This window comes from Chryseobacterium sp. c4a, from assembly GCF_009900745.1.
Classification (GTDB): Bacteria; Bacteroidota; Bacteroidia; order Flavobacteriales; family Weeksellaceae; genus Chryseobacterium.
In genome coordinates this window covers 169,868-188,160 of the sequence record NZ_WXVU01000001.1, presented here as the reverse complement: position 1 = coordinate 188,160, position 18,293 = coordinate 169,868, and the positions used below count along the sequence as shown (strand labels likewise).

Here is an 18,293-nt window from a genome sequence, read left to right as displayed (position 1 = left end):
CGTGCTACACAAATATATGAAAAATCGCCCAATCCCCGTGAATAAAGCTTATACAAGCATATCTTCTCCCAATAAAAACAATACCCCTGACAAATCAGAGGTATTATCAAAAATATTTGGATGTGTTTTTTTATTCTTTGATTAACTTTTCATACGATGTTGTTCCGGCTTTTAATTTGATTTCAAAATAATAAGTTCCCGGTTTAAGGTCTTCAACACTGATATTTTCTCCATCTGGTTTTACAGATTTCACTTTTCTGCCTGTTGCATCATAGATGTCTAGGGAATTTATCTTATCAACATTCTTGAAATTCACAGTTGTCTTAGCTGGATTGGGATAAATAAAACCCTTATTTTTTTCAGCTGCTGCAACTTCATTTGTTGATAAAGTACTGGATACCATTGTTAATGTTGCATAGTCTCTTCCTATATCATGATATCCTAAAGTGGTACCGGTTTTACGGGCATAAAAGATATTGATTGTTCCCGCTGCATTGGCAATTGCAAAATCACCAGCTCCTCCGGAAAGGCTTCTTGTTGCCACAATAGTTCTCGTACTTCCGGATACTGTATTGGATGTTTCCGTCCAATCCTGACTAGCATCTGCATTAGGCATTGTCTTCCCTATAAATGTGTAATCTCTGTTTGCAGTTGCATTATAAATAAACCCATCAGATCCTGAGGCCATTCCTGTAGTTCCAAACCCAATTCCAAGCATAGAATTGCTATCCCCTGTTAATGTAAGAGTTACTCCTGTAGGAGTTGTATCGAATTTTACCGTCATACCAGTAACCGGAAGAGCTACCGTTCCTGACGAAAACTGAGCCCATGCAAAATTGGCAAGGACTATACTGAATGTTAGTAAAATTTTCTTCATATTACTTTTTTAAGATATTAATAATTTCTTCCTTGTTAGTCTGTAAAGCGTATTCAAATGGAGTCATTCCCATTGCATCTTTTATTGATTTATCAGCTTTATATTTAAGCAGAAGTTCAATGAGTTCTTTATTCCCGAATTTTACGGCCCAAAATAACGGTGTAGCTCCTGTATCATCTGCAATATTAGGGTCAGCATTTTTCTTTAATAAATCTTCTGTCAGCTTTCTGTTATATTTTACTGAAAGACCAGCCAATGCTGTTCCTTCCCGGCTTTTATAGTTTACATCCTTTACATGATCTATCAAAAATTCAGCGACTTCTACATTTCCTCTGTAGCAAGCCAAAATAAGAGGTGAGAAGCCGTTTTCATTAGCTTGATTAATGATATCCGGATTTTGCTTCATCAGTTCTTTTACTTCAGAAACGGTACCATTTCTGGCAATATCAAATATTGATTTTGCTTTTTCCTGAGCCAATAGCAATGATCCCAGAAACAGGCTTATTGTTATCAACAGGTTTCTCATTTTATCAGGATATAGTTATATTCAACATTTACATTTTCAGCAATTTTTTTAGTAACCATTTTAGGGATGGTTACTTTATAATCTGCTGGTTTTGCAACAAAACTTCCTTGTATATAAATTTTACCATCTTTTGTATAGAGGGAAGCTGCTGAAGTGATAGCTTTATCAACTCCATGAAAGTTCAAGGTTCCCTGAATTGTATATTTCTGTGGGCTGGCAGTCAATTTTGATTTATCAAAACCTGCAATTTTCCCTTTGAAGGTAGTTTTGGGGAATTTGGCAGACTCCGCATAGCTTTCATTGAAATGTTCTTCCATTAATTTGGTCTTAAAATGGAAATTTTTAACGACAGAAACAGATGCCATCTCTCCGGTATCAGCATTAAGAATAACCAGATTATTATCATCTTGAGCATAAATATCATCAAACATAGGTACTGATGCTTCAAATGTTAATTTACCGGTTTTAGAGCTGTATTTCTGAGCTGAAACATAATGGGTAAATAGCAGAAATACGCTGAGTAATGTTAGTTTTTTCATATCCAATATTTTTAGTTTTCGGTTAATCCATCAGCTTTCCACTTAATAAAGGTGTTGATCTGAGTGGCAGATAATGAGCCTCCTTTAGGCATTTTTTCCTGGTCTCCGTTGGCTCTTTGAATTCGGTCTAAGATTCCGTCTATATTATTTTTTACCTGATCGTAAGTGGCTAAAGGCTTAAAGCTACCAGCAGCATGACAACCAATACAGTTATTATCCATGATGGGTTTTATATCTGCTGTATACTTTACAGGCAATATGATCGGCTTGTTATCTGAAATTTCTTCGTAGGTTCTGCTTTCACAGGCAATAATGATGGCTGCAACTGACAGGGCTAGCATATATATTACTTTTCTCATATTAAAAAACTCTGTAAAGATTAAACCCAAAGAAAATATGTCCTTTCCCCCAATTTCCAGATGCATTCGTAAGATATCCGATGTCTGAATTGATTTGGGAGTTCGTAAATAAAAGCTGGAAAATATGCCCTCCGGTTTCTATATCTACTCCTAATGATAATGGATTTTTATAGAAACTGTGATTATCGAAATTCACAAAATATTCCGCATTTACAGAAACTCTTTTTGAAATTTTATAGCGTCCTCCAAGACCTGCCAGAAACTGATTTTTATCTTCAATATTAGGATCGTAAAGGTTCTTATGTACATAGGAAGGAGTAAGCTGCAATGAGAATCCATCGCTAAATCTCCTAGAAATTAAAGCTTGTGTAAGGTAAGACAGTCTATCACTAAATCTAAGATGTGGATAAGTATCTTTATCGAGTGCTGTATTGGCACCCATGACATGATAGCCTACAATATCTACCGGAAAGTTCTCATTTTGCTTTACCAGTTTATATTTTATGCCCCCTTCAAAGGTTTTCATATTGGTTTCTCGGGACAGGCTTAACGAGATGGCATCTGTAAGACCATAAATTACCCCAAGTTTAGTAGAAGCATTATCCAGTCCGAAAAAGTCTTTAAACCCCGCACTTACATCCCCGAACCGATGTGCCACTACAATATACCATTCTTTTTTGGCAGCGAGTTTAGTAGATTGTCCGGTTACAATCTGCAATGCTTTGAATGCAGGCTGTGAGGTATCTGTATTAGTTTTTACAGTATCGATATCTTTCAGCAAATCTTCCTGTGCAAAGGCAAATACTGATGAAAATACCGACAAAAATAAGAGAGCTTTTGTCATATTACAATTTGTATTAAATTATGATATAACAAATCTATTGCGTTACTAATTCAAAAATATGTGATAAAAGTCACCAAGAAGATCGTTTTTATCAATTATAAATCATAAAGTTTTAAAACAACATAAATTAGACAAGTCTAACATTTTCATTTACAACGACTTTTATTCCTTCTTTGGTTTGTAAAATATCACCATCACTTTCAATTTTTTTCAAAACTCTGCTTACCACTTCTCTCGAAGTTCCAAGATTATTGGCAATCTCTCTATGGGTAATTTTGATGGGATTGTTTCCGGTAACAGAAATCTGTTGTTTGATATAATTAAGAACTCTTTTGTCCAGGCGGTGAAAAACAGCATCATTTACCATATTCATAATCTCAGAAAACCGTCTGTCGTATTCATGATAGAACAATTTATTAATTTCCGGAAACCTCAGCAGCCAATCATGCATAACGGAGACAGGAATAAGCAATGCCTCAGAATCTTCCTCGGCTACAGCGTATACTCTGCTTATATAATCTGTAAAAATAGATGAAAAGGTCATCAGGCAGCTGTCACTTTCTTTGATATAATAATAGATAAGTTCTCTGCCATCATTAAGGGTAAAAACTTTTATAGACCCCTTGATCAAAAAAGGTACATACTTATTTTTCTGTCCTTCCCTTACAATTTCAGTTTTTGATTTTATGTCAGCAAAAACTGCATGTTTCTGAAATTCGCCCAGAAAGTCGTTTCCCAGAAATCCAAATTTCTGAATAATAAATTGATTGTCCATATCCTTTTCGTCAATATTTTAAAACAAATATATAAAATAGGATTAACGATTTATAAAAAAATAAAATTCTTTCATTATCAATATATAAACACCATCAAAAAACCCAGTAATATGAATATTTTCCTATAGAATAATTCACAATATTAATTATAGGTAATAAAAAAATGCCCTGGTAAAAACCAGGGCATTCTTATTTTATTGTAAGAAAAAAATCTTAAGCTTGTACGTTGTTTCCTCCTAATACGAAAGGCTCAACTTCTTTGATTTCTCCAAACTGCTGCTCGTAGTTAGCGATGTTCTGTTGAAGAGCGTTTAATACTCTTTTAGCGTGAAGTGGAGCAAGAATTACTCTTGATCTTACTTTAGCTTGCTGAACACCTGGCATCAACTGAATAAAGTCTACTACAAATTCAGATGGAGAGTGGTTTACTAGAGCTAAGTTAGCATAGATACCAGCAGCTACCATTTCGTTTAATTCGATGTTGATGTTTCCGTCTTGTGGATTTTGATTGTTGTCCATTGTTATAAATTATGTTTTTAAAATTCGAAATTTGAGATTGTGAAAATATAAAAATAATTTCAAATCCCAAATTTCAAATCATTAATTTTAGTTAAGGTCTTCGAATTCCTTCTTAGAACCTACGATAACATTCTGATACTCTTTAAGACCTGTACCTGCAGGGATTCTGTGTCCTACAATTACATTTTCTTTAAGACCGTTAAGATCATCAATCTTACCAGCAACTGCTGCCTCGTTAAGAACCTTAGTTGTTTCCTGGAACGATGCTGCAGACATGAACGATTTCGTTTGAAGAGCTGCTCTTGTAATACCTTGTAGTACAGGAGTTGCAGTAGCAGGAAGAGCTTCTCTTACTTCTACTAAACTTTGATCCTCACGTCTCAATTTAGAGTTTTCATCTCTTAATTCTCTTGCAGTAATCATCTGACCTGGGCTGAATTCTTTAGAATCACCAGCATCTACTACTACTTTAAGACCGAATACTCTGTTGTTTTCTTCAAGGAAGTCATACTTGTGCTCAAGAGCTCCCTCAAGGAATTGAGTATCACCTCCATCCACGATAGATACTTTTGTCATCATCTGTCTTACGATGATTTCGAAGTGCTTGTCGTCGATTTTTACCCCCTGTAGACGGTAAACTTCCTGGATTTCGTTTACTAAGTATTCCTGAACAGCTGTTGGACCTTTAATTCTTAAGATATCGTCTGGAGTGATTGATCCGTCAGAAAGTGGCGAACCAGCTCTCACGAAGTCATTCTCCTGTACTAAGATCTGGTTAGATAATTTAACTAGGTAAATTTTTCTTTCTCCAGTTTTAGCTTCAACGATAAGTTCACGGTTACCTCTCTTAATTTTTCCGTAAGAAACTACCCCGTCGATTTCAGTAACAACCGCTGGGTTTGAAGGGTTTCTTGCTTCGAATAATTCGGTAACTCTCGGAAGACCTCCGGTGATATCCCCTGCTTTTGCAGATTTTCTTGGGATCTTGATTAAGACTTTACCAGCCTTAATTTTCTCACCATCGTTTACCATTAAGTGGGCTCCTACCGGTAAGTTGTAAGCTTTTTGCTCAACTCCTTTAGAGTCTACCACCTTCAAGGTAGGTACGGCTTTCTTATTTCTAGATTCAGAGATTACTTTCTCTTCGAATCCTGTTTGTTCGTCAATTTCAAGTTGGAATGAAATACCCTGGATGATATCCTCGTATTCTACCTTACCTGAAGTTTCAGCAATGATAACCGCGTTATACGGATCCCATCTACAGATTGTATCCCCTTTCTTCACTTTATCACCTGGTTTCACAGATAAGATAGATCCGTAAGGTACGTTAGCTACCATTAATGGAGTTCTAGACTCATTATCAGCAACTAATCTGAATTCTGTTGAACGAGAAACTACAACCTCAGCTGTATTACCGTTTTCATCTTCAGAAGTAATTGTTCTTACTTCATCCATTTCAACGATACCATCTCTTCTTGCAACGATTGATGGGTTTTCTGATACGTTTCCTGCAGTACCCCCTTGGTGGAAAGTTCTCAACGTAAGCTGAGTACCTGGTTCCCCAATTGACTGTGCTGCAATTACACCTACCGCTTCACCCATGTGAATCACTTTACCAGTTGCTAAGTTTCTACCGTAACATTTTGCACAGATACCTTTCTTAGCTTCACAAGTAAGTGGTGAACGAACTTCCACAGCTTCTAATCCAGCTTCTTCAATTCTCTTCGCCAATGATTCAATGATCACCTGATCTGCACTAGCAATAAGCTCGTCTGTCTCAGGATCATAAATATTATGTAGAGATACTCTACCTAAGATTCTTTCAGAGATTCTTTCAACGATCTCATCATTTTTCTTAAGTGCAGTAACCTCTGTTCCTCTTAGAGTTCCACAGTCATCTTCTGTAACGATAACGTCCTGTGCAACGTCTACCAATCTTCTGGTTAGGTAACCAGCATCGGCAGTTTTAAGAGCGGTATCCGCAAGACCCTTACGAGCACCGTGGGTAGAGATAAAGTACTCTAAGATGGAAAGACCTTCCTTAAAGTTTGCAAGGATCGGGTTTTCGATGATCTCCGCACCGGTAGAACCAGCTTTTTGCGGTTTCGCCATCAAACCTCTCATCCCTGATAACTGACGGATCTGTTCCTTAGAACCCCTCGCCCCAGAGTCAAGCATCATGTATACAGAGTTGAAACCACCTTGGTCAGTTTTCATTCTGCTCATGATCATTTCAGTTAATCCAGCGTTGGTGTTAGTCCAAACGTCGATTACCTGATTATAACGTTCTGTATCGGTAATTAGACCCATGTTATAGTTAGCTCTAATTTCGTCTACAGTTTCAATTGAAGTAGCAATCATCTGCTTTTTCTCAACAGGTACTACGATATCTCCTAGAGAGAACGATAGACCTCCTTTGAATGCGTTTGAGTACCCTAGATCTTTCATTGCATCCAAGAACTTCACCGTTGTAGGGAAATCTGTATCAGCAAGGATCTTACCGATAACGTTTCTCAATGATTTCTTAGTAAGAAGTTCATTGATATATCCTACTTGCTTAGGTACAATTTGGTTGAATAAGATTCTACCTACAGAAGTTTCGATCAATCTTGTTACGATTACACCGTCTTCTTTGATTGGTAGTCTACATCTTACCTTAGCATTTAATGAAACTCTACCTTCTGCATAAGCGATTTCCGCTTCTTCAGGAGAATAGAAAGCAAGACCTTCTCCTTTTACTTTCATATCTTCTGTAGAGCTTAATTCTTTAGTCATGAAATAAAGACCAAGAACCATGTCCTGAGAAGGTACCGTAATTGGAGAACCGTTTGCAGGGTTCAAGATGTTTTGAGAACCTAACATCAATAACTGAGCTTCAAGGATTGCTTCTGGCCCTAACGGTAAGTGTACCGCCATCTGGTCACCATCGAAATCGGCATTGAAGGCCGTAGTTACTAATGGGTGTAGTTGGATAGCTTTACCTTCGATCATCTTAGGTTGGAAAGCCTGAATACCAAGTCTGTGAAGCGTAGGTGCCCTGTTCAATAGTACCGGGTGACCTTTCATCACGTTTTCAAGGATATCATAAACTACTGGTTCTTTTCTATCGATAATTCTCTTCGCAGATTTTACAGTTTTTACAATACCTCTCTCGATTAGTTTTCTAATGATAAATGGTTTGTAAAGTTCAGCTGCCATATCTTTAGGAATACCACATTCGTGAAGCTGTAAGTTTGGACCTACAACAATTACCGAACGTGCAGAGTAGTCAACCCTTTTCCCTAGTAAGTTCTGACGGAAACGACCTTGCTTACCTTTCAATGAATCAGAAAGTGATTTCAATGGTCTGTTTGATTCAGATTTTACTGCAGAAGATTTTCTTGTGTTATCGAATAATGAATCTACTGATTCCTGAAGCATACGCTTCTCGTTTCTCAAGATTACTTCAGGAGCTTTGATCTCCAATAATCTCTTCAAACGGTTATTTCTGATAATAACTCTTCTATAAAGGTCATTTAAGTCAGAAGTTGCGAAACGTCCTCCATCCAATGGAACTAATGGTCTTAGTTCTGGTGGGATAACAGGAAGAACACGCATAATCATCCACTCTGGTCTGTTGATCATTCTTGTATTAGCACCTCTTAATGCTTCTACAACGTTCAATCTCTTAAGAGCTTCAGTTCTTCTTTGTTTAGATCCTTCATTGTGAGCTTTGTGTCTCAAGTCGAAAGACAATGCATCAAGGTCAATTCTCTTTAACAATTCTTCAACAGCTTCAGCACCCATTTTAGCGATGAATTTGTTTGGATCAGAATCATCAAGATATTGGTTCTCGATTGGAAGAGTTTCCATGATATCAAGGTACTCTTCTTCTGTAAGGAATTCCATGTTCTCAAAATCAGAACCGTCTAATTTCTTAGCAATACCTTGTTGAATCACTACATATCTTTCGTAGTAGATGATCATATCTAATTTCTTAGAAGGAATTCCAAGAAGGTATCCGATTTTGTTTGGTAATGAACGGAAATACCAAATGTGTGCAATTGGAACTACAAGGTTGATGTGCCCGATTCTCTCTCTTCTTACTTTTTTCTCAGTAACTTCTACTCCACAACGGTCACAAACGATCCCTTTGTAACGAATTCTCTTGTATTTACCACAAGCACATTCGTAATCCTTTACAGGACCAAAGATTTTCTCACAGAATAGCCCGTCTCTTTCAGGCTTGTGAGTTCTGTAGTTAATAGTTTCCGGCTTTAAAACCTCCCCTCTTGAGTCTTGTAAAATAGACTCCGGTGAAGCTAAACCGATGGTTATTTTATTAAATCTACTTGATTTATTTTTATTTGACATAATTTTTTTTAGATTTTAGATTTCAGATTTCAGATTTCAGACGAAATCATCATTCCAAATTCAAGGATTATAAAATTCTTAGAGTGTCATAGTCTGACATCTTGTGTCTGACATCTGATATCTTACTCCTCTAATCTTACGTCTAATCCAAGTCCTTGTAACTCGTGAAGTAATACGTTGAATGATTCTGGAATACCTGGTTCAGGCATAGATTCACCCTTAGCAATTGCTTCATAAGTTTTTGCTCTACCAATCACGTCATCCGACTTCACAGTCAAGATTTCTCTTAGGATGTTAGATGCACCGAATGCTTCAAGTGCCCAAACCTCCATCTCTCCGAATCTCTGACCACCGAACTGAGCTTTACCTCCTAACGGCTGCTGAGTAATCAATGAGTAAGGACCGATAGAACGTGCGTGCATCTTATCATCAACCATGTGTCCTAGTTTCAGCATGTAGATAACACCCACTGTAGCAGCCTGCGTAAATCTCTCTCCGGTACCACCATCATAAAGGTGAGTATGACCGAATTTAGGAAGACCTGCTTTCTCAGTATACTCAGTAATCTGATCAAGAGTTGCTCCATCGAAGATTGGTGTAGCGAACTTCATTCCTAATTTTTGACCTGCCCATCCAAGAACTGTTTCATAAATCTGTCCGATGTTCATACGAGAAGGTACCCCTAGTGGATTCAATACGATATCTACTGGTGTTCCGTCTTCTAGGAATGGCATATCTTCTTCACGAACGATTCTTGATACGATACCTTTGTTACCGTGACGTCCTGCCATTTTATCCCCTACGTTTAGTTTACGTTTCTTAGCGATGTAAACTTTAGCAAGCTTCATGATACCTGCTGGAAGCTCATCTCCGATTGAAATTGCAAATTTCTCACGGTTTTTAACCCCTTGGATATCGTTATATTTGATTTTGTAATTGTGAATCAATTGTTTGATCAATTCATTCTTGTCAGCGTCTACTGTCCAGTCTGAACCGCTAACGTTTACATAATCTTCAACTGAAGTTAATAACTTGTGAGTGAACTTCACACCTTTACCGATGATCTCTTCGTCAAGGTCATTTTGTACCCCTTGAGAAGTTTTCCCGCTTACAAGTGTATTTAATTTTTCAATTAAAGTGTTTCTCAACTCGTCAAACTTAGCCTTGTAAGTGTTTTCAATTTCTTCAAGTTTAAGTTTTTCTTCAGTTCTTTTCTTTTTGTCTTTAATGTTTCTAGAGAACAATTTCTTGTTGATAACAACCCCTCTTAATGAAGAGTCAGCTTTTAATGATGCATCTTTTACATCACCAGCTTTATCACCAAAGATTGCTCTAAGAAGTTTTTCTTCAGGAGTCGGATCAGATTCACCTTTTGGAGTAATTTTACCAATCATGATATCTCCAGGCTTCACTTCAGCACCGATTCTGATCATACCATTCTCGTCAAGATCTTTAGTAGCTTCTTCAGATACGTTTGGAATATCAGCAGTAAGTTCTTCCATACCTAATTTAGTATCACGAACTTCTAATGAATATTCATCTACGTGGATTGAAGTAAACCAGTCTTCACGAACAACTTTTTCGTTGATTACGATCGCATCCTCGAAGTTGTACCCTTTCCAAGGCATGAACGCTACTACTAAGTTTCTACCAAGAGCTAATTCTCCTTTTTCAGTAGCATAACCGTCACAAAGTACTTGTCCTTTTTCCACTACATCACCTACTCTTACGTTTGGTCTTAGGGTAATGGTTGTACTCTGGTTAGTTTTTCTAAACTTAGTAAGGTTGTATGTTTTAGTAGCAGACTCGAATTGTACTAAATCTTCGTCTTCGCTTCTTTCGTATTTAATAACGATTCTGTCAGCATCTACGTACTGTACTGTACCTGTACCTTCAGCGTTAATTAAGATTCTTGAGTCTCTTGCAACTTGTTGCTCAAGCCCTGTACCAACAACTGGAGCCTGTGGCTTCAATAGAGGAACGGCCTGACGCATCATGTTAGATCCCATCAATGCACGGTTCGCATCATCATGCTCCAAGAATGGAATTAGAGAAGCCGAAATACCAGAGATCTGGTTTGGTGCAACGTCGATAAGGTTAACCTGAGATGGTTCAACTACCGGGTAGTCACCATCTAGTCTTGCAATAATTCTGTCTGTTAAGAAATCTCCATTATCACTCAATTCAACGTTTGCCTGAGCAATTACTTTGTCTTCTTCGTCTTCTGCATTCAGATAAATAGGATCTGCGTTAAGATTAATCTTACCATCTTCTACTTTTCTATATGGAGTTTCGATGAAACCTAGGTTATTGATTTTTGCATAAATACCTAAAGATGAAATCAAACCGATGTTTGGTCCTTCCGGAGTTTCAATCGGACAAATTCTTCCGTAGTGAGTATGGTGAACGTCACGAACCTCGAAACCTGCTCTTTCTCTTGATAAACCACCAGGCCCTAGTGCAGATAATCTTCTCTTGTGAGTGATCTCTGATAGAGGGTTGGTTTGGTCCATGAACTGAGATAGCTGGTTGGTACCAAAGAATGAGTTGATTACAGATGTTAAAGTCTTAGCATTTACAAGGTCAAGTGGAGTAAAGATTTCGTTATCTCTAACGTTCATTCTCTCCTTGATTGTTCTTGCAATTCTTGAAAGACCTACACCGAACTGTCCTGCTAATTGCTCACCAACAGTTTTAATTCTTCTGTTTGATAAGTGGTCGATATCATCAACCTCAGCTTTAGAATTTACAAGCTCAATTAAGTGTCTTACGATCGCAATGATATCTTCTTTTGTAAGAACCTCAGTTGTAGTTGGAATATTAAGACCTAACTTTTTGTTTAGTCTGTAACGTCCTACTTCACCTAATGAATATCTCTGCTCAGAGAAGAATAATTTTTCAATGATTCCTCTTGCAGTTTCCTCATCTGGTGGATCTGCGTTTCTTAACTGACGATAGATGTACTCTACTGCTTCTTTCTCAGAGTTCGTAGGGTCTTTTTGTAATGTATTCTGGATGATAGAGAATTCATTGCTGTTTTCTTTGTGAATCAAGATAGATTTCACACCAGCATCCAAGATAAGATCTAAGTGTTCTTTTTCAAGGATCGTTTCTCTGTCTAAGATGATTTCGTTTCTTTCGATAGAAACTACTTCACCTGTATCTTCGTCTACGAAGTCTTCGAACCAAGTGTTCAATACTCTCGCAGCCAATGTTCTCCCTTCTACTTTTTTAAGGGCAGCTTTAGAAACTTTCACTTCTTCAGCAAGGTCGAAGATCTGAAGGATATCCTTATCAGATTCGTAACCGATAGCTCTTAATAAAGTTGTTAATGGTAACTTTTTCTTACGGTCGATATACGCGTACATTACGCTGTTGATATCGGTTGTAAATTCCATCCAAGATCCTTTGAAAGGGATAATTCTTGAATAGTAAAGTTTGGTTCCGTTAGCGTGGTAAGTCTGTCCGAAGAATACACCCGGAGATCTGTGTAACTGAGTTACGATTACACGCTCTGCTCCATTGATAATGAATGAACCAGAAGGAGTCATATAAGGAACCGGACCTAAATATACGTCCTGAACCACTGTTTGGAAATCTTCGTGTTCCGGGTCAGTACAGTACAGTTTAAGTCTTGCTTTTAGAGGAACTGAATAAGTAAGTCCTCTTTCCACACACTCATCGATTGAATAACGTGGAGAATCTACCAGATAGTCTAAGAATTCTAATACGAATTGGTTTCTTGAATCCGTAATTGGGAAATTCTCTTGGAAAGTCTTGTAAAGAGCTTCTGTCTTTCTGGCTTCAGGAAGTGTATCAAGCTGGAAAAATTCTCTGAAAGACTCGATTTGGATGTCCAAGAAGTCTGGAGTTACAATTTTTCCTTTCGCTGATGAGAAATTAATTCTCGGATTTCCTTGAGTTGTTGATTTTGTTTTACTCATAAAACTTTTAAGAAAGGGTTAAAAAATATTTTGATTCATTTAAAAATATCAGGAAGTGAAAAAAGAGAAAAGAGAAAAGAGAAAAGACATGGAGATATTTGGCGCTATCAGAAATAGTCTTTATTCTTTGTTCTTGATTCTTACAGTCTGATTCCTAACTGCAACACTGGTATATCTTTTCACAGCGTAATGCAAAATATTTTTCTTACTTTTGAGACGGTATTACCCGTAATATCTATAAACACAAAATCCCTTCCATGCTATTACACAATGAAAGAGTTGATTTTCAGTATTTTATAAATTTACAAACAATTTTTCGCGCCAAAAGAGGGGCAAAGATACAAAAAGTTATCCACAATTACAAATAATCTTCCTCATTTTGAGGCCATTAAAACTTAAAAAGGCTGTCCATTTCTGAGCAGCCTCCATTAATAATAGGTTTTCTTACAACTATTTCACAATAAGCTTATAAGATTTTACTGTTGATTTAGTTTCTATAGTAATCATATAAACTCCCAAAGACAACGAAGAGGTATCAATCCCCGTGCGCGAGGAGAATTTGCCAGTCTTCATTATTTTTCCTGCTTCTGAAAATACAGTATAAACTCCTTCCTCACTGGCAGTAATCATAAGATTTTCACCCGATTTTACCGGATTAGGATATATTTCCAATTTTTTATTATTGGCATGAGAAGTATCCTGAACTCCAAGAACTTGATTATCTTTCTCCACAATATAATAAAGCGTATTATTCATATCCAAATCATTCCACTGCCCCGCTATACCTAATGAATTAGAACCAGAAGGCCAACCGCTTAATGCTATTGCCGCTGCATTTTGATTATCAAGATAATTATCAGGTTCCATAATCATCCCAGTTCCATTCTCTCTTCCCCAATTATTATAACGATTGGCAACAGGCATCCCATTTCCTGACCCTGCAGCACCTTGCCCATTCCAGAAATTAATACCTGCCCCATCATTATTACCATCCCACAGCCATCTTCCCTCCGTCACTCTATCAGAGGCTCCTATCCAAAGATAAGAGGTACCACCACCATCATTTACAGGAGCATAACTTGTCGAAATTCCTGACGAAGTAATAAAATTATAAACAGCATTTTGCTCATTGGCATCATTAATCTCAACCAAATACCCACCTCTTTGTACAGCACAAAGCGAAGCTGCACTCCAGTTTTTCAGTTCTTTTATAACTTCATATACTTTTCCATTATAAGTATAGGAAGTAACATTTGCCGGATTAGCACATTGTGCATTAAAATACGCGGCTAATCCCGTCGTAAACAGGATCAATAATTTTCTTTGTCTCATATTTGTTGTTTTTAAATTAAAAGCTTTTCAGCCTTACCTAAAATAACAAATCATTGATAAAAAAACACAAAATACCCTCTATTTAAATTAAATTATAAGAACCATAAAAAAATCAAATCATAAAAGTTTAAAATACCAATTATTTTCAATCAAATAAGATGATTAAGCCTATTAATTGACTTCTCTTTATGAGCAGTATTTCATGTTTAATTTCATTAATGGATGCAAAAATCTACTTCATCATCAAAAATTTATAAAAACAGACACACTTTTGTTTCGCTTTTATCATAAAAAAGCCTGAGTATAAAACTCAGGCTCAAAATTTATATATTGTCTATCATCTTACAATGATTTACAAGATATTTTTATTGTTATTTTACAATAACTTTGTAAGATTTTACAACTGATTTAGTTTCTATGTTAATGATATAAATTCCCGTAGGCAATGCAGAGGTATCAATACCAGTACGTGCTGAGAATTTCCCAGATTTCACTACTTTTCCTTCCGCAGAGAATAACGTATAAAATCCTTCTTCACCTGCTGTAATCATAAGGCTTTCTCCAGCTTTTACAGGATTAGGATAAATCTTCACATCATTAGCTGCCTCCGCTATTTCGGAAGCTTTTGAAGCTTTTGCTGAACTTGCCAACCCATTTTTCAATAAAGAAGCATAAGGAGAAAGTGGGGAATTTGGAGCTCCTCTCTTCACAAGATCAGTATCTACCACTGCTTGAATTCCGTCTTTATCATTATCATTAATTGTAGAGATGAATCCTCCTCCCAATGTATCAAGGTTCCCTTTTCCTATTTGATACAGATCAAAATCAATACCATTGGAAGTAATATCCAGGAAGTCCGGTTTATCATCACCATCTGTATTTTTGATTGGGTATTTCATCACTCCGGAATCAGGAGAAGTTTCAAGAATATCTGCAATACCATTTTTACCTACCGGAACATTGCTATCAATGATTCCATTTCGGTCTGTATCAATTTGACTGATCACAGAAGTTGGAATACCTGATTCAAAAAGATCTAAAATTCCATCGTTATCCGAATCCAGATCAAGATAATTAGGTACTGAATCTCCCAAAATAGGAGTCAACAGAAGATCTCCTTCTTTATCATCATCCTGGAATTTCCCATTTTTATCAAAGTCTTCAATCGCATCAGGAATACCGTCATTGTCTGAATCCAGATCACATGCATCAACAATACCATCACCATCTGTATCCAATACAGGCGATTTATCATTCACCGCTGTACAGCCTTCTGCACAGTCAGGAATACCATTTCCGTTATTATCTATATTATCATCACCATTAGGGCAACGGTCGAAGCAGTTTGGCACTCCATCATTATCATCATCTTTACTTGCAAAAGCATTATAGATATAATAATTTTGAGGAATACGAACGGCTGTTCCGCTGTTGAAGGTAATTTTCATTCTGTTAAAAGGTTTTGTAGCCTTTCCTCCTACATAAAATTTATTAGAGTTTGTGGTAAAGAAATTTCCACTGATAAGACTTCCAGAACTTGTAAAGTTATCTGTAACCGTATTTCCGTTATATAAGGTCACGGTAATATTTTCAAGCACACTTACTCCAAGTAGATTCCCTGCTTTTTCTACAGTAAATCCAGCCATTGTATTAGCAGGAAGCATACTATTGCTGCTTACTGTTGCATACGCTGAGAAAATACTGAAAATAGATGCTGCCGGAACTGTTGCAATTGCATAATTGGATGGATTGTTATCCACAATAGCTTCCGGATTGGTCATTTTAGCTAAAATAAGACCAAAGAATCCAGGCCCTGATGTCCAGCTTGATCCTGTTACTAAATTTCCAGGTACCGCAGAACCGCTGGTCTGAATTTTATCATCACATTCACAAGAGATAGGTTCTTCGAAAGCATAATATACTTTAAGAGCACCTAGGTTGAATCCTACCGTCTGAGTAATTTTTAATCTTACTTCATTGAAAGGCTTAGTGGTAGTTAAAGTTACTTTTTGTTTCCCTGAACCATATCCAAGAACTTTAATATTAATCAATCCTCCACCATCTGAAAGTTGTCTAGAGTCCTGAAGTTGTCCGAATAAATAAGTTTCAATAGTAATATTTTTTAAGAATTCAGCGCTTAGTAGTTTTCCCTGATCATCAGGCTCAATAACAAACCCTGTTCTGTTTCCTGCAGGATATACTTGGTTTTTATCTAAAACTCCTACAGAATATGATCCTAATAAACCAATCGGAAGTATGATTTTTCCAAAAGAATTTTTATTTCCGTCACCGATATTTTCCTTGTTTTGAACGTAAGAAAGCGGAGCTAAGAAACTGCTGCTTCCTGATACGTTACCATCTACACCGCTTCCCGCAATGATATCATCGCAAATACCATTATTATCCACAGGCACTTTCGCCGGATCAAATGCAAATGCGTAGTATACATTCATAGCACTGAAAACGGAAAGAACATTCGTCTGATACAATCTCACTTCATCAAACTCTTTAGAAGTCTTAAAGTGTAAAAATATTCTGTTCTTGCTTCCCCCGAATGCCGGCACTGATAAAAGTGTACTGCTTGTAGTGCTTTCCTGGAGAACTCCATTTTTATATGTACTGATTCTTAAAGAGCTTAAAAGATCAATCGTAATAAAGCTTGTTCCAAGATCAACATTAAATCCGGTAATATATCCTGCCGGATAAGATGTATTTTTATTTTTTACTGAGATTCCGTTTCCACTTATTAAAGAAGCGAAATTTCCCATACTTACGCTGTTATCCAGGTTGGCATCTACCACCGGATTCATGCTTCCGTTATAACATGCTAAGCAAATTCCTGAATTATTTACAGGTTTTGCTTCCACACCCATCCCACGGATTGGCTCATAGCCCTGCTGTGCAAATGCTACTGTTGACATCACCAATGTCATGAGCACTGCGGTCAGTTTCTCGAATAATTTTTTGGTCATTTTTTTATTTTATAAGGTTTGTGTTTATTTTTCAATTAATAGAAAGCTCTCCAGTTTGTTCCATTACATCCTTCATGTACTTTTGCTGTAGAATTGTAACGGATCGCACCTTCTTCTGCTGATGTACAAGAAGCCGGAGGGCTGGCAACTCCCAATATTTGCATAGCAGCTCCGGAAGTCGCCGCTGCAGTAGGGATCATGTTAATTCCTACGATCGTACCTCTAGCATTTCCTTTGTTAAAAAAGATATGAGAGCCATTAGCATATACTGTTTGTCCGGCTGTTGCCGTTGCCGTAAAGCCTATTGTCATAGCTTCCACCCCTGAAGCATTACCGGCTGACCCTATTGCTATATTATTCATCGAGACAGTATTTCCTGCCCCTATAGCAATTCCGCCGTTATTTGTATTACTATTTCCAACTGTAAGCCCTGTATTACCGGTTACTGTATTAGAGTTCCCGAATACCAATTGATTAGCTCCTGATGCGGTATTGGAATTTCCAATAATTTTTGCACCGCTCGTAGCCGCATTATTAGCCCCAATAGCTACTGCTGGAAAATTAGCTGCGACTGCTGTTGCTGTATTATTTCTTCCTAACGCAATATTGGAAGAGGTTGAATTGGTTGTATTTTTTGATCCCCAGGAAAAAGCTGCATAAGGCCCTGTTACATCATTAGAGTTTCCACCCTGAAGCGTTCCATTTACATCAAGTATTCCCTTTACATTTTTTTGTGTAGCCAATACCAAATTCTGTCCATCACTTGTTCCCAAATAATTGCCGTTAGAAATATCTGTTCCTAACGTTGAAGAAGTGGGCGTTGTACCACTGTTCCCTACTGTGCGCCAATTTGCATTTAAATTCCCCCATTTTGTTCCATCAAAATAATAGTAACCAGGTGTTATAACATCCACAGTTTGTCCGGTAGGTGATGTTTCAGCAACTGTAACGTATACGATAGCTCCGGTTTGAGCAGCTGTATAATTCTTAGCTTTAAGCTGCACTCCCGTAAGTTTTGGGGCGATAACTCCATCAAGCTTATTAACATCGGATGGAAAACCCACTACCTCAAGAGTAGCCTGGGGTTGCCCCGTATTAATCCCAACCTGTGCGGAAAAAGAAAATCCGACAGATAAAAGTGCTAGTGTGAATAATTTGTTTTTCATACTTAGTTGATATTTGTTGTTTTTTTTTGTTTGTATTTTTAGAAGAGGACAATCCGATGGCTATTTCATTTAAATATGTAAATGAA

12 protein-coding genes are annotated in these 18,293 nt (G+C 37.2%); all 12 read right to left on the bottom strand.

The window, feature by feature from the left end; translation table 11 throughout:
* Positions 1–130 precede the first annotated feature (130 nt).
* Positions 131–877 (bottom strand): T9SS type A sorting domain-containing protein, encoded by a 747-nt coding sequence (locus tag GTR01_RS00865; RefSeq protein WP_160135989.1) that lies wholly within the window; start codon positions 875–877, stop codon positions 131–133.
* Between the two features lies 1 nt (position 878).
* A complete protein-coding gene (locus GTR01_RS00860) occupies positions 879–1,391 on the bottom strand; it encodes an ankyrin repeat domain-containing protein (protein ID WP_228452126.1) in 513 nt (170 codons plus the stop codon).
* An 8-nt stretch (positions 1,392–1,399) separates the two neighbouring features.
* Complete coding sequence (locus GTR01_RS00855; RefSeq protein WP_160135987.1) at positions 1,400–1,942, bottom strand: YceI family protein; 543 nt, start codon at positions 1,940–1,942, stop codon at positions 1,400–1,402.
* Between the two features lie 11 nt (positions 1,943–1,953).
* Positions 1,954–2,301, bottom strand: coding sequence for a hypothetical protein (locus tag GTR01_RS00850; protein ID WP_228452125.1), 348 nt, complete (start codon positions 2,299–2,301; stop codon positions 1,954–1,956).
* A 1-nt stretch (position 2,302) separates the two neighbouring features.
* The gene (locus tag GTR01_RS00845) at positions 2,303–3,145 is read right to left on the bottom strand and encodes a DUF5777 family beta-barrel protein (protein ID WP_160135985.1); all 843 of its coding nucleotides are present in this window, start codon (positions 3,143–3,145) and stop codon (positions 2,303–2,305) included.
* 127 nt (positions 3,146–3,272) lie between these two features.
* The gene (locus GTR01_RS00840) at positions 3,273–3,920 is read right to left on the bottom strand and encodes a Crp/Fnr family transcriptional regulator (RefSeq protein ID WP_160135984.1); all 648 of its coding nucleotides are present in this window, start codon (positions 3,918–3,920) and stop codon (positions 3,273–3,275) included.
* Between the two features lie 214 nt (positions 3,921–4,134).
* The gene (locus GTR01_RS00835) at positions 4,135–4,440 is read right to left on the bottom strand and encodes a DUF3467 domain-containing protein (protein ID WP_002976436.1); all 306 of its coding nucleotides are present in this window, start codon (positions 4,438–4,440) and stop codon (positions 4,135–4,137) included.
* Positions 4,441–4,527: 87 nt separating this feature from the next.
* The gene (gene rpoC, locus GTR01_RS00830) at positions 4,528–8,793 is read right to left on the bottom strand and encodes a DNA-directed RNA polymerase subunit beta' (RefSeq protein ID WP_160135983.1); all 4,266 of its coding nucleotides are present in this window, start codon (positions 8,791–8,793) and stop codon (positions 4,528–4,530) included.
* 122 nt (positions 8,794–8,915) lie between these two features.
* Positions 8,916–12,737 (bottom strand): DNA-directed RNA polymerase subunit beta, encoded by a 3,822-nt coding sequence (rpoB, locus tag GTR01_RS00825; protein ID WP_160135982.1) that lies wholly within the window; start codon positions 12,735–12,737, stop codon positions 8,916–8,918.
* Positions 12,738–13,187: 450 nt separating this feature from the next.
* Positions 13,188–14,069: a T9SS type A sorting domain-containing protein gene (locus GTR01_RS00820; protein WP_160135981.1), complete on the bottom strand. Its 882-nt coding sequence runs from the start codon at positions 14,067–14,069 to the stop codon at positions 13,188–13,190.
* A 371-nt stretch (positions 14,070–14,440) separates the two neighbouring features.
* Entirely contained in the window at positions 14,441–17,041 is a 2,601-nt protein-coding gene (locus GTR01_RS00815; RefSeq protein WP_160135980.1) for a T9SS type A sorting domain-containing protein, read from the bottom strand.
* 35 nt (positions 17,042–17,076) lie between these two features.
* Positions 17,077–18,207, bottom strand: a complete 1,131-nt coding sequence (locus GTR01_RS00810) for a hypothetical protein (RefSeq protein WP_160135979.1) — start codon at positions 18,205–18,207, stop codon at positions 17,077–17,079.
* Between the last annotated feature and the right edge of the window lie 86 nt (positions 18,208–18,293).